Here is a 13,440-nt window from a genome sequence, read left to right as displayed (position 1 = left end):
ATCATCGAGACCCCATCAGCACCAGCACGAGGTATTCCTGCAGGACTGTCAGCCACTGGTAGACATTGAAGTGCGCGGCCAACGGGTGGTTCCCCGGCAGGCGCTCCGGCCCACGCGGGCCGATCTCAAGCATCACTCCGAGCGCCAGCCGAAGGTCGTTGACGGCGGCGATCCAAGCATTGGCGTCGGATTCCGTCAGCTCCAACCGGCCGCCATTGTCCGGAACCGTGTCTAATAACTGCTGCGCGGCAACACGTTTGGCGTCGATAATCTCAGGTTCGTGCAGGCTGCGCAGGGCAGCGTTGAAGCTCTCGGAGCCGTCGACGGCCGTCGGATCATCGTCATCCAGGTCATCGGGACGGTAGAAATCCGGCAACAGCCGACGCAAGGTCGGGTCACCCGGACGCTGCGCATGCCCGGTCTTGATGCCGGTGATCTCCTCGAGTTCGTCTGACGGCGAAGAAGAGTCGCGATCGTCGAGCAGCCCGATCATCGCGCCTGCCAGGTTCTTGAGCAGGGCGGCCTCATGCGGAGCCAACGACGATCGAAAGCGGGGACCATCGCGGGTCTCGACGCGCTTCCACCTGCGCACGATGGATCCCGAATATCCTCGAATCTCACCGGTCCTGCTGCATCGTCGCCCACAAACCGGCGGCATGCAGCTTGGACACGTCGACTTCCATGGACTCTCGGCTGCCCGCGGACACCACCGCCTTACCTTCGTTGTGCACCTGCAACATCAGCTTGGTGGCATGCGGCTCGCTGTAGCCGAACAACTTCTGAAACACGTAAGTCACGTAGCTCATCAAGTTGACCGGGTCGTCCCACACGATGGTGACCCATGCCCTGTCCGTCACGTCGACCGGAGCAGACTCGCGCTGCCAGGTGGTACCTGGCTTGGCGGGCGCTGACACAACAGCCATGGCCCCAGGATACCCAGCGCACCGTGGCCGCGAGCCGATACCGTGGCGGTGTGAACGACTGGGTCCCAACCGGGCGACGCTGCGGACCGCGTCGGACCGCTGTGGGGCCACCCCCAGCCGCCAGGCGGCGAGAGGGAGAGCCCGACAATCAAGACCCAGCCGGGCTGTTGACCGACAAGTACGAGTTGACCATGCTGGCGGCTGCCCTGCGCGACGGCAGCGCCAATCGCCCCACCACATTCGAGGTGTTCGCTCGCCGACTCCCCACCGGCCGTCGCTACGGAGTTGTCGCCGGAACCGGCCGGTTGCTGGAAGCGTTGCCGCAGTTCAGGTTCGACGCTGACGCGTGCGAGTTGCTGGCCCAATTCCTCGACCCGGCCACGGTGCGGTATCTTCGCGAATTCCGGTTCCGCGGCGATATCGACGGCTATGCCGAGGGGGAGCTGTATTTTCCCGGGTCACCGGTGCTCTCGGTACGCGGCAGCTTCGCCGAATGCGTCCTGCTCGAAACGCTGGTGCTGTCAATCTTCAACCACGACACAGCGATCGCCTCGGCAGCGGCGCGCATGGTCAGCGCCGCCGGGGGGCGCCCACTGATCGAGATGGGCTCGCGGCGCACCCACGAACGCGCCGCGGTGGCAGCGGCCCGGGCGGCGTATATCGCCGGTTTCGCCGCGTCATCCAACTTGGCGGCGCAGCGACGCTACGGAGTGCCCGCGCACGGCACCGCGGCACACGCATTCACCATGTTGCACGCCCAGCATGGCGGCCCCACCGAACTAGCCGAGCGAGCCGCATTCCGCGCCCAGGTCGAAGCGCTGGGACCCGGTACCACGCTGCTGGTGGATACCTATGACGTCACGACCGGTGTGGCCAATGCCGTTGCCGCCGCCGGCGCTGAGCTCGGCGCGATCCGCATCGATTCCGGTGAGCTTGGGGTACTGGCCCGCCAAGCGCGGGAGCAGCTCGACCGGCTAGGAGCCACCCGGACGCGCATCGTGGTGTCCGGCGACCTTGACGAGTTCAGCATCGCCGCGTTGCGCGGTGAACCCGTCGACAGCTACGGCGTGGGCACGTCGCTGGTCACCGGGTCGGGCGCGCCGACCGCCAACATGGTCTACAAACTGGTCGAGGTAGACGGTGTACCGGTGCAAAAGCGCAGCAGCTACAAAGAATCCCCCGGCGGCCGCAAAGAGGCACTGCGGCGCTCCCGTGCGACGGGCACCATCACCGAGGAGCTCGTGCATCCGGCGGGCCGTCCGCCGGTCATTGTCGAGCCGCACCGGGTTTTGACGCTGCCACTGGTCCGCGCCCGGCAACCGGTAGCCGATACCAGCCTGGCCGCGGCACGGCAGCTGGTGGCATCCGGGTTGCGCAGCCTGCCAGCCGACGGGCTGAAATTGGCACCCGGCGAGCCGGCGATTCCGACACGCACGATCCCGGCCTGAGCGCAAGGATGTGACCACGTCCCGTGTCCGAGTCGGTATCCATGTCTGTGCCTGAGCTGCTTGCCATCGCCGTGGCGGCACTTGGCGGCACCCGGCGTCGCGGCCAGCAAGAGATGGCCGCCGCGGTAGCGCATGCGTTTGAAACCGGTGAGCACTTGGTGGTCCAGGCCGGCACCGGAACCGGCAAGTCGCTGGCGTATCTGGTTCCCGCGATCATCCGCGCTCTTTGCGACGACGCGCCGGTCGTGGTGTCGACGGCGACGATCGCTTTGCAACGTCAACTCGTCGATCGTGACCTGCCCCAGCTGGTAGATTCGCTCACCAATGCGCTCCCCCGCCGACCGAAGTTCGCCCTGCTCAAAGGTCGACGGAACTACCTGTGCCTGAACAAGATCCACAACTCAGTCACAGCCAGTGACCATGACGACGAGCGGCCGCAGGAGGAGCTCTTCGACCCGGTGGCGGTCACCGCGCTGGGACGCGATGTGCAACGGCTAACCGCCTGGGCTTCGACGACCGTGTCTGGTGATCGCGACGACCTTAAGCCCGGTGTGGGAGACCGATCCTGGTCGCAGGTCAGCGTTTCGGCGCGGGAATGCCTCGGCGTGGCCCGCTGCCCGTTTGGCTCGGAGTGCTTCTCCGAACGGGCTCGTGGAGCGGCCGGCCTGGCCGATGTCGTCGTCACCAACCACGCGCTGCTGGCCATCGATGCCGTCGCCGAATCGGCGGTACTGCCAGAACATCGGCTGCTGGTTGTCGACGAGGCTCACGAATTGGCCGACCGGGTGACCTCGGTAGCCGCCGCTGAGCTGACGTCTGCCACGCTCGGTATGGCCGCACGACGGATCACCCGGCTGGTCGACCCGAAAGTGACCCAGCGGCTTCAGGCGGCTTCGGCTACCTTCAGTTCGGCGATTCACGACGCCAGACCGGGCCGCATTGATTGCCTCGATGACGAGATGGCGACCTATCTGAGCGCGCTGCGCGATGCGGCCAGTGCGGCGCGCTCAGCGATCGATACCGGCAGCGACACCACGACGGCGTCCGTGCGCGCCGAAGCGGGCGCGGTACTGACCGAAATATCCGATACCGCGTCACGAATCCTGGCGTCGTTCGCCCCCGCTATCCCTGACCGCAGCGACGTGGTTTGGCTGGAGCACGAGGACAACCACGAATCGGCTCGCGCGGTGCTGCGGGTGGCTCCGCTATCGGTGGCCGAGCTGTTGGCCACCCAGGTGTTCGCCCGTGCAACGACCGTATTGACCTCGGCAACGCTGACAATCGGCGGGTCGTTTGACGCGATGGCCACGGCATGGGGCCTGACTGCAGACACGCCCTGGCGTGGCCTGGACGTGGGCTCGCCTTTCCAGCACGCAAAGTCGGGAATCCTCTACGTGGCCGCCCATCTCCCGCCGCCGGGCCGAGACGGCAGCGGCTCGGCCGAACAACTGACCGAGATCGCCGAACTCATCACCGCTGCAGGTGGGCGCACCCTGGGGCTGTTCTCGTCCATGCGGGCCGCCCGGGCAGCCACCGAGGCCATGCGCGAACGGCTGTCCACGCCGGTGTTGTGTCAGGGCGACGACAGTACGTCCACGCTGGTGGAGAAGTTCACCGCCGATGCGGCGACCTCCCTGTTCGGCACGCTGTCGCTGTGGCAGGGGGTCGACGTGCCGGGACCGTCGCTGTCGTTGGTGTTGATCGACCGCATCCCGTTCCCCCGGCCGGACGATCCCCTGCTGAGTGCCCGCCAGCGTGCGGTGGCCGCCCGTGGCGGCAACGGCTTCATGACGGTCGCCGCCAGCCACGCGGCGCTGCTGCTGGCACAGGGATCCGGCCGGCTGTTACGGCGCGTCACCGATCGGGGCGTGGTTGCGGTGCTCGATTCACGGATGGCTACCGCCCGCTATGGCGAATTCCTGCGAGCCTCGCTGCCGCCCTTTTGGCAGACCACCAACGCCACGCAAGTGCGCGCGGCCCTGCGGCGCCTTGCGCGAGCAGACGCAAAAGCCCACTAAATCGGCCAGATTTAGGAGCTTTTGCGTCTTCTCGGCGGGTCAGGCCAGGGTGACCAGGCCGAGCTCGTTGCTGGCGGCCAGCATCGGGTGGCGAGGCAGCACCCGCACGGTGTATCCGACTGGCCCCGCCAGCGGCAGCGGCGTCGTCGTCGAGAAGATCTCGTAGCCGCCGTCGCCGGTGCCGGTATGCGCCATCTCGACGGTGACCGGATCCATTAGCACATCGCCGGAGTCGACCCTGCCCAGCACCCCCTGCACCGTCACGTCGTTTGGCCTCAGCCCGGCCAGCCGCACGGTTGCCGTCAGGGTCAGCTGGGACCCGAGCAGTGGAGTATCCGGCAGACCGGTGCTGTCGACGTCGGCAATCTCGATCTTGGGCCACGCTTCTTCCGCGCGCCGGCGGTAGTCGGCCAGCTCGCGGGCCGCGTCGAACTGGGCGCCCGCGGTCCGGCGAAAAGACTGCGCCGCCGGCGCGTAGTAATGCTCGACGTAGTCGCGCACCATTCGAGAAGCCAGCACCTTGGGCCCGAGCGTTTGTAGGGTATGCCGGACCATCTCTACCCACCGCTGCGGCACCCCGCGTTCATCGCGCTCGTAGAACTTCGGTGCCACGGCTTGTGCCAGCAGGTCGTAGAGCGCGCCGGCCTCCAGGTCGTCGCGACGGTTCTCGTCCGCCACACCGTCGGCAGACGGTATCTCCCAACCGTTTTCGCCGTCGTACCACTCGTCCCACCAGCCGTCACGGATCGACAAATTCAGCCCGCCGTTAAGCGCGCTTTTCATGCCCGAGGTACCACACGCCTCTAGCGGCCGCAGCGGGTTGTTCAACCAGACGTCGCAGCCCCAGTACAACAGCCGGGCCATCGACATGTCGTAGTTCGGCAGGAAGGCGATGCGGTGGCGGACCTGCGGCCGGTCGGCGAACCGCACCACCTGCTGGATCAGCGCTTTGCCCCCGTCGTCGGCCGGGTGCGACTTCCCAGCCACTATCAGCTGGATCGGCCGCTGTTCGTCGAGCAGCAGTTGCTCGAGCCGATCGGGATCGCGCAACATCAACGTCAGCCGCTTGTAGGTCGGGACCCGCCGGGCGAAGCCGACGGTGAGCACATTCGGATCGAATGCCGTCGCGATCCAACCCAGTTCGGCATCCGTTGCACCACGTTCCAGCCATGATTGCCGCAACCGCGCCCGGACGTCCTCCACCAGCATCGACCGCAGTTGTGAGCGGATCCACCACAGATGAGCAGGATCGACCTGATGCAGTCGCTGCCAAACGACGGGCTCGCGCAAAGAGTCCGACCCGGCCAGCTCGCGGCCCAGCTGCAACCACTGCGGCGCCGCCCAGGTGGGCGCGTGCACACCGTTGGTGACGGAGCCGATCGGCACCTCATCGGGGTCGAATCCCGCCCACAGCTCGTTGAACATGGCACGACTGACCCGGCCATGCAGCAACGAGACGCCGTTGGCCCGCTGCGCCAGCCGCAGGCCCATGTGTGCCATGTTGAATTTGGCCGGATCGTCCTCGGCGCCCAACGCGACGATGCGGTCGGCCGGCAACCCAGGCAACAGCCGAGACCGGCCATCGCCGCGCTGGTCATTGACGTAGCGCTGCACCATCTCGAGCGGGAACCGGTCGATCCCGGCGGGGACGGGAGTATGAGTGGTGAACACCGTGCTGGACCGCACCACAGTCAATGCGGTGTCGAAATCCAAACCCGCATCGGTGACCAGTTCACGGATGCGTTCGATGCCGAGGAATCCGGCGTGGCCCTCGTTCATGTGGAAGACCTCAGGCGGGGTGAGCTTTTCGACGGCGGTGTACGCACGAATCGCCCGCACCCCGCCGATGCCGGCCAGGATCTCTTGTTTGATGCGATGTTCCTGGTCGCCACCGTAGAGGCGGTCGGTGACGTTGCGCAGGTCGTGCTCGTTCTCCGGGATATCAGAATCCAACAAGAGCAACGGAACCCTACCCACCTGCGCTACCCAGATCCGGGCGCGCAACACGGCGTTGTCTCCCAGGGCGACCTCGACCAGCACTGGATCCCCGTTGGCGTCGGTGAGCAGACGCAACGGCAGCCCTTGCGGGTCCAGCGATGGGTAGGTCTCGTGCTGCCAGCCGTCCGCGGTAAGCGATTGCCGGAAGTAGCCGGAGCGGTAGTACAACCCCACCGCGATCAGCGGCACGCCCAGATCGGACGCGGATTTCAGATGGTCGCCGGCGAGAATCCCAAGACCGCCCGAGTAATTAGGCAACACCTCGGCTACCCCGAACTCCAGCGAGAAGTACGCGATCCCGGTCGGCAGGGCTTGTGCGGCTACCCCGGCGTCCTGCTGCTCCTGATACCACAGCGGACGGCTCAGGTAGTCGTTCAAGTCGGCCGCCAGCTCATCGAGGGCGCCCAAAAATTCTGCGTCCAGCGCAAGTTCGTCGAGACGCGCTGGGTTCACCGCGCCCAGCAGCGCCACCGGATCATGACCGCATTGCTCCCACAGTGCAGGGTCGATCGCCGCGAACAGATCCTGTGTCGGTTTGTCCCAGGACCACCGCAGATTGGTAGACAGCTGGTCCAGGGCGGCAAGACGTTCGGGTAGGTGGGCTCGGACGGTAAACCGGCGAAGGGCTTTCACGCGTCCTTACCTTACTGAGGATGCCACCGCGTGCAGTGCGCCCGCCGACCGCTGTGCCTTCGCGGGTGTGATCGGATACTAGGGTGGGTATCGGGCGCAAGAAGGACACACAAGGAACGACACATACAAGATGTCCCGGTGAGTGGCCGGGCAATCGGAACGGAAACGGAGTGGTGGGTGCCCGGTCGTGTCGAAATCGATGACGTCGCGCCCGTCGTTTCGTGCGGCGTATATCCCGCCAAGGCGGTGGTCGGCGAGGTGGTCCCGGTCAGCGCGGCGGTCTGGCGTGAAGGCCACGAGGCCGTCGCAGCGACGCTGGTCGTGCGCTACCTCGGAGTGCGTTACCCACACCTCACCGACAGACCCCGGGCCAGGGTGCTTCCGACGCCGAGCGAGCCCCAACAACGCGTCAAGCCGCTGCTGATCCCGATGACGAGCGGCCAGGAGCCCTTCGTTTTCCACGGCCAGTTCACCCCCGACCGGGTCGGATTGTGGACCTTCCGGGTGGATGGTTGGGGTGACCCGATCCACACCTGGCGCCATGGGCTGATAGCCAAGCTAGATGCCGGCCAGGGAGAGACCGAGCTGTCCAACGACCTGTTGGTAGGCGCGGTGCTGTTGGAGCGCGCGGCGACCGGTGTGCCGCGCGGGTTACGCGATCCCCTCCTGGCGGCCGCGGCAGCGCTGCGGACCCCCGGTGACCCGGTGACCCGCACCGCGTTGGCCCTGACACCGGAAATCGAAGAGCTGCTGGCCGACTATCCGCTGCGGGACCTGGTCACCCGGGGCGAGCAATTCGGCGTCTGGGTGGATCGGCCGTTGGCCCGGTTCGGCGCTTGGTATGAGATGTTTCCGCGCTCAACCGGCGGGTGGGACGACGACGGCAACCCGGTACACGGCACCTTCGCCACCGCTGCGGCAGAACTTCCGCGCATCGCCGGCATGGGGTTCGACGTGGTGTACCTGCCGCCGATCCATCCAATTGGCAAGGTGCATCGCAAGGGTCGCAACAACTCGCCCACCGCCGCACCGACAGACGTGGGATCGCCGTGGGCGATCGGTAGCGATGAGGGCGGTCACGATACCGTTCATCCCAGCCTGGGCACCATCGACGACTTCGACGACTTCGTCTCCGCGGCACGCGATCTGGGCATGGAGGTCGCGCTGGACCTGGCGCTGCAATGCGCACCGGATCATCCGTGGGCCCGCGAACACCGGCAGTGGTTCACCGAGCTGCCGGACGGCACCATCGCCTACGCGGAGAATCCACCGAAGAAGTACCAGGACATCTATCCGCTCAACTTCGACAACGATCCCGAGGGCCTGTACGACGAAGTGCTGCGCGTGGTGCAACATTGGGTTAACCACGGCGTCAAGTTCTTTCGCGTCGACAATCCCCACACCAAACCACCCAACTTCTGGGCCTGGCTGATCGCGCAGGTGAAGACCGTCGACCCCGACGTGCTGTTCCTGTCCGAGGCTTTCACCCCGCCCGCCCGCCAGTACGGGCTGGCCAAGCTCGGCTTCACGCAGTCCTACAGCTATTTCACCTGGCGCACGACCAAGTGGGAGCTCACCGAATTCGGCAACCAGATAGCCGAACTCGCCGACTACCGTCGGCCCAACCTGTTCGTCAACACCCCGGACATCCTGCACGCGGTGCTGCAGCACAACGGTCCAGGCATGTTCGCCATCCGCGCGGTGCTGGCCGCCACCATGAGCCCAGCCTGGGGGATGTACTGCGGTTATGAGCTTTTCGAGCACCGTGCGGTGCGCGAGGGCAGCGAGGAGTACCTGGACTCGGAGAAGTACGAATTGCGTCCCCGCGACTTTGCCAGCGCGCTGGACCAGGGTAGATCTTTGCAGCCGTTCATCACACGGCTCAATATAATTCGCCGGCTGCACCCGGCGTTTCAACAGTTGCGTACCATTCATTTTCACCACGTTGACAACGACGCGTTGCTGGCCTACAGCAAGTTCGACCCGGCCACCGGCGACTGCGTGTTGGTGGTGGTGACACTCAACGCATTTGGTCCTGAAGAAGCTACGCTGTGGTTGGACATGGCGGCGTTGGGCATGGAGGACTACGACCGGTTTTGGGTGCGCGACGAGATAACCGGCGAAGAATACCAATGGGGGCAAGCCAATTACATCCGCATCGACCCAGCACGGGCAGTCGCCCACATCATCAACATGCCAGCCGTGCCCTACGAGAGCCGAAACACGCTGCTGCGCAGGAGGTGACGGGCTCATGAGTCGATCCGAGAAACTCACCGGGGAGCACCTTGCACCCGAGCCGGCCGAAATGGCGCGCTTGGTGGCGGGTACACATCACAACCCGCACGGCATCCTGGGCGCCCACGAATACGGCGACCATACCGTCATCCGAGCGTTCCGTCCGCATGCCGTCGAGGTCGTCGCGCTCGTTGGTAAGGACCGGTTCTCGTTGCAGCACCTCGATTCTGGCCTGTTTGCCGTCGCATTGCCGTTCGTCGACCTCATCGACTACCGCCTGCAGGTGACCTATGAAGGTTGCGAGCCACACACCGTGGCCGATGCGTACCGATTCCTGCCCACCCTGGGCGAGGTCGACCTGCACCTGTTCGCCGAGGGCCGCCACGAACGGCTTTGGGAAGTCCTGGGTGCCCACCCCCGCTCGTTTACCACGGCCGACGGTGTGGTGAGTGGCGTGTCGTTCGCCGTGTGGGCGCCCAACGCCAAGGGCGTCAGCTTGATCGGCGAGTTCAACGGTTGGAATGGCCACGAAGCCCCCATGCGGGTGCTCGGCCCATCAGGGGTATGGGAATTGTTCTGGCCCGACTTCCCTTGCGACGGTCTGTACAAGTTCCGCGTGCACGGCGCCGACGGCGTGGTTACCGATCGGGCCGACCCGTTCGCGTTCGGCACCGAGGTGCCGCCGCAGACCGCATCGCGGGTGACGTCGAGTGACTACACCTGGGGTGACGACGACTGGATGGCTGGGCGTGCGCTGCGCAACCCGGTGAACGAGGCGATGAGCACCTACGAAGTCCATCTCGGTTCGTGGCGGCCTGGACTCAGCTACCGCCAGCTTGCTCGTGAGTTGACGGATTACATTGTGGATCAAGGGTTTACCCATGTGGAGCTGTTGCCCGTCGCCGAGCATCCATTCGCCGGATCATGGGGGTATCAGGTCACGTCCTACTATGCGCCGACATCACGATTCGGCACACCCGACGACTTCCGGGCGCTGGTCGACGCCCTGCACCAGGCCGGCATCGGCGTCATCGTGGATTGGGTCCCAGCGCACTTCCCGAAGGACGCGTGGGCCCTGGGACGGTTCGACGGCACTCCGCTCTACGAACATTCCGATCCCAAACGCGGCGAGCAACTGGATTGGGGCACATACGTGTTCGACTTCGGCCGCCCGGAAGTGCGCAACTTTCTGGTAGCCAATGCGTTGTACTGGCTACAGGAGTTCCACATCGACGGCCTGCGGGTGGACGCGGTGGCCTCAATGCTCTATCTAGACTACTCGCGACCCGAGGGCGGCTGGACCCCCAACGTCCACGGCGGCCGGGAGAACCTGGAAGCAGTGCAGTTCCTGCAGGAGATGAACGCCACGGCGCACAAGGTCGCGCCGGGAATCGTCACCATCGCCGAGGAGTCCACGTCGTGGCCTGGGGTGACCCGCCCGACCAACATTGGCGGCCTGGGCTTTTCGATGAAGTGGAACATGGGCTGGATGCACGACACGCTCGACTACGTCAGCCGAGATCCGGTGTACCGCAGCTACCACCACCACGAGATGACGTTCTCGATGCTGTATGCGTTCAGCGAAAATTACGTGTTGCCGCTCAGTCATGACGAGGTGGTGCACGGCAAAGGCACGCTGTGGGGGCGGATGCCGGGCAACAATCACGTCAAGGCCGCCGGCCTGCGTAGCCTGCTTGCCTACCAATGGGCACACCCCGGCAAGCAATTGCTGTTCATGGGTCAGGAATTCGGCCAACGCGCCGAATGGTCCGAGCAGCGCGGCCTGGACTGGTTCCAACTCGACGAAAACGGCTTCTCCAACGGGATTCAGCGGCTGGTGCGCGACATCAACGACATCTACCGATGCCACCCGGCGCTGTGGAGCTTAGACACCACCCCCGAAGGCTATTCTTGGATCGACGCCAACGACTCCGCCAACAATGTGTTGAGCTTTATGCGCTACGGCAGCGACGGCTCGGTGCTGGCCTGCGTGTTCAATTTCGCAGGTGCCGAACACCGTGACTATCGACTCGGGCTGCCGCGCGCGGGCCGCTGGCGCGAGGTGCTCAATACCGACGCGACGATCTACCACGGCTCAGGGATCGGCAACCTCGGCGGCGTGGACGCCACCGACGACCCCTGGCATGGCCGCCCGGCGTCCGCGGTGCTGGTGCTGCCGCCCACTTCGGCGCTGTGGCTGACGCCCGCCTAGCGCCTGCCATGAGCAGATTGCACATGCCTGATGAGCCGATTCGATGCACTCTGCACACTGCACTCCGAGATTGATCAGAAAGGCTAAGCGATAGCGCTACCCTGTGCTAACTCGAGCTGGATACTCGACGCACAGCTGATCGGAGGAAAGCATGTCGTTTGTAATCGCCGCTCCCGAGACGCTGGTGAGGGCCGCTTCGGATTTGGCGAACATCGGGTCGACGCTGGGGGCCGCCAACGCCGCGGCATTGGGCCCGACGACGGAACTTCTGGCAGCCGGTGCTGATGAGGTGTCGGCGGCCATCGCGTCGCTGTTCGCCGCGCATGGCCAGGCCTATCAGGCGGTGAGCGCTCAGATGTCGGCGTTTCATGCCCAGTTCGTTCAAACCTTTACTGCGGGCGCTGGCGCGTACGCGAGCGCTGAGGCCGCCGCCGCGGCGCCGTTGGAGGGCCTGCTCAACATTGTGAACACGCCCACCCAGCTGTTGCTGGGGCGTCCGCTGATCGGCAACGGCGCCAACGGCGCACCGGGGACCGGGCAAGCCGGCGGGGCCGGCGGGCTGCTGTACGGCAACGGCGGGGCCGGCGGGTCCGGGGCGCCCGGCCAGGCCGGCGGCCCAGGTGGAGCCGCGGGGCTATTCGGCAACGGCGGGGCGGGTGGGGCCGGGGGTGACGGCCCGGGCAACGGCGCGGCTGGCGGGGCCGGCGGGGCCGGCGGGCTGCTGTTCGGCTCCGGCGGCGCCGGTGGGCCCGGCGGAGTCGGGAACACCGGCACAGGCGGGCTCGGCGGCGACGGCGGGGCGGCCGGGCTGTTCGGAGCCGGTGGCATCGGCGGGGCCGGCGGGCCAGGCTTCAACGGTGGCGCCGGCGGGGCCGGCGGTCGCAGCGGGCTGTTCGAGGTGTTGGCCGCCGGCGGTGCCGGCGGCACCGGCGGGTTGAGCGTCAACGGGGGCACCGGTGGCACCGGCGGCACCGGCGGGGGCGGCGGGCTGTTCTCCAATGGCGGTGCCGGCGGCGCCGGCGGGTTCGGAGTCTCCGGCTCGGCCGGAGGGAACGGCGGCACCGGAGGCGACGGCGGCATCTTCACCGGCAACGGCGGGACCGGCGGCACCGGCGGAACTGGCACCGGTAACCAACTCGTGGGCGGTGAGGGCGGGGCCGGCGGGGCGGGCGGCAACGCCGGCATCCTCTTCGGCGCTGGCGGCATTGGCGGCACCGGCGGAACCGGTCTCGGCGCGCCCGACCCCGGCGGCACCGGCGGCAAAGGAGGCGTCGGCGGCATCGGCGGTGCCGGCGCACTGTTCGGTCCCGGCGGCGCCGGGGGCACCGGAGGGTTCGGCGCCTCCAGTGCGGACCAAATGGCCGGCGGCATCGGCGGGTCCGGTGGCAGCGGCGGGGCCGCCAAGCTGATCGGCGACGGCGGCGCCGGCGGTACCGGCGGCGACAGCGTCCGGGGCGCGGCCGGTAGCGGCCGCACCGGCGGCACCGGCGGGTTGATCGGTGACGGCGGCGCTGGTGGCGCCGGCGGGACTGGCATCGAATTCGGGTCGGTCGGGGGGGCCGGCGGGGCCGGCGGCAACGCCGCCGGGCTCTCGGGTGCGGGCGGGGCCGGCGGAGCCGGCGGGTTCGGCGAGACCGCCGGCGACGGTGGGGCCGGCGGCAACGCCGGCCTGCTCAACGGCGATGGCGGCGCCGGCGGCGCCGGCGGACTCGGCATCGCCGGCGACGGGGGGAACGGCGGCAAGGGTGGCAAGGCCGGGATGGTCGGCAACGGCGGCGACGGCGGCGCCGGCGGCGCAAGCGTGGTGGCAAACGGCGGTGTCGGCGGCTCCGGCGGCAACGCCACCCTGATCGGCAATGGAGGCAACGGCGGAAACGGCGGAGTCGGCAGTGCGCCGGGTAAGGGTGGCGCCGGCGGCACCGCCGGGCTGCTCGGCCTGAACGGATCACCCGGGTTGTCGTAGCCGCCCAGCG

At 67.1% G+C, this 13,440-nt stretch carries 8 protein-coding genes; 5 read left to right on the top strand and 3 right to left on the bottom strand.

Features of this window, described 5'->3' with window-relative positions; genetic code table 11:
• Nucleotide 1: 1 nt before the first annotated feature.
• The gene (gene aosR / locus FF952_RS07105; protein ID WP_003406907.1) at nucleotides 2–592 is read right to left on the bottom strand and encodes an oxidative stress transcriptional regulator AosR; all 591 of its coding nucleotides are present in this window, start codon (nucleotides 590–592) and stop codon (nucleotides 2–4) included.
• Nucleotides 593–617: 25 nt separating this feature from the next.
• Complete coding sequence (clpS, locus tag FF952_RS07100; RefSeq protein ID WP_003406906.1) at nucleotides 618–923, bottom strand: ATP-dependent Clp protease adapter ClpS; 306 nt, start codon at nucleotides 921–923, stop codon at nucleotides 618–620.
• A gap of 101 nt (nucleotides 924–1,024) precedes the next feature.
• Between clpS and FF952_RS07095 the strand changes: the two genes are divergently transcribed.
• Both FF952_RS07095 and dinG read left to right on the top strand, forming a co-directional pair.
• Complete coding sequence (locus FF952_RS07095) at nucleotides 1,025–2,371, top strand: nicotinate phosphoribosyltransferase (protein WP_031653797.1); 1,347 nt, start codon at nucleotides 1,025–1,027, stop codon at nucleotides 2,369–2,371.
• A gap of 23 nt (nucleotides 2,372–2,394) precedes the next feature.
• Complete coding sequence (dinG, locus tag FF952_RS07090) at nucleotides 2,395–4,389, top strand: ATP-dependent helicase DinG (protein WP_003898827.1); 1,995 nt, start codon at nucleotides 2,395–2,397, stop codon at nucleotides 4,387–4,389.
• A gap of 39 nt (nucleotides 4,390–4,428) precedes the next feature.
• Here the strand turns inward: dinG and FF952_RS07085 are convergent, their stop codons facing one another.
• Nucleotides 4,429–7,020 carry a glycosyltransferase family 1 protein gene (locus FF952_RS07085; RefSeq protein ID WP_003406899.1) on the bottom strand — a complete coding sequence of 864 codons (2,592 nt, stop codon included), beginning with the start codon at nucleotides 7,018–7,020 and terminating at the stop codon, nucleotides 4,429–4,431.
• Between the two features lie 177 nt (nucleotides 7,021–7,197).
• Here FF952_RS07085 and glgE point away from each other — a divergent pair, with 177 nt between their 5' ends.
• The 3 genes from glgE (at nucleotide 7,198) to FF952_RS07070 (ending at nucleotide 13,430) form a co-directional block, all read left to right on the top strand.
• A complete protein-coding gene (gene glgE / locus FF952_RS07080; protein WP_003915171.1) occupies nucleotides 7,198–9,264 on the top strand; it encodes an alpha-1,4-glucan:maltose-1-phosphate maltosyltransferase in 2,067 nt (688 codons plus the stop codon).
• Between the two features lie 7 nt (nucleotides 9,265–9,271).
• Nucleotides 9,272–11,467: a 1,4-alpha-glucan branching protein GlgB gene (gene glgB, locus FF952_RS07075; RefSeq protein WP_003406892.1), complete on the top strand. Its 2,196-nt coding sequence runs from the start codon at nucleotides 9,272–9,274 to the stop codon at nucleotides 11,465–11,467.
• A 151-nt stretch (nucleotides 11,468–11,618) separates the two neighbouring features.
• The gene (locus tag FF952_RS07070; protein ID WP_031653795.1) at nucleotides 11,619–13,430 is read left to right on the top strand and encodes a PE family protein; all 1,812 of its coding nucleotides are present in this window, start codon (nucleotides 11,619–11,621) and stop codon (nucleotides 13,428–13,430) included.
• Nucleotides 13,431–13,440: the final 10 nt, after the last annotated feature.

The organism is Mycobacterium tuberculosis complex sp. N0072 (assembly GCF_030323725.1).
GTDB lineage: Bacteria > Actinomycetota > Actinomycetes > Mycobacteriales > Mycobacteriaceae > Mycobacterium > Mycobacterium tuberculosis.
Note: the sequence above shows the minus strand (reverse complement) of the source record. Positions and strands in the feature narration are given on the sequence as shown.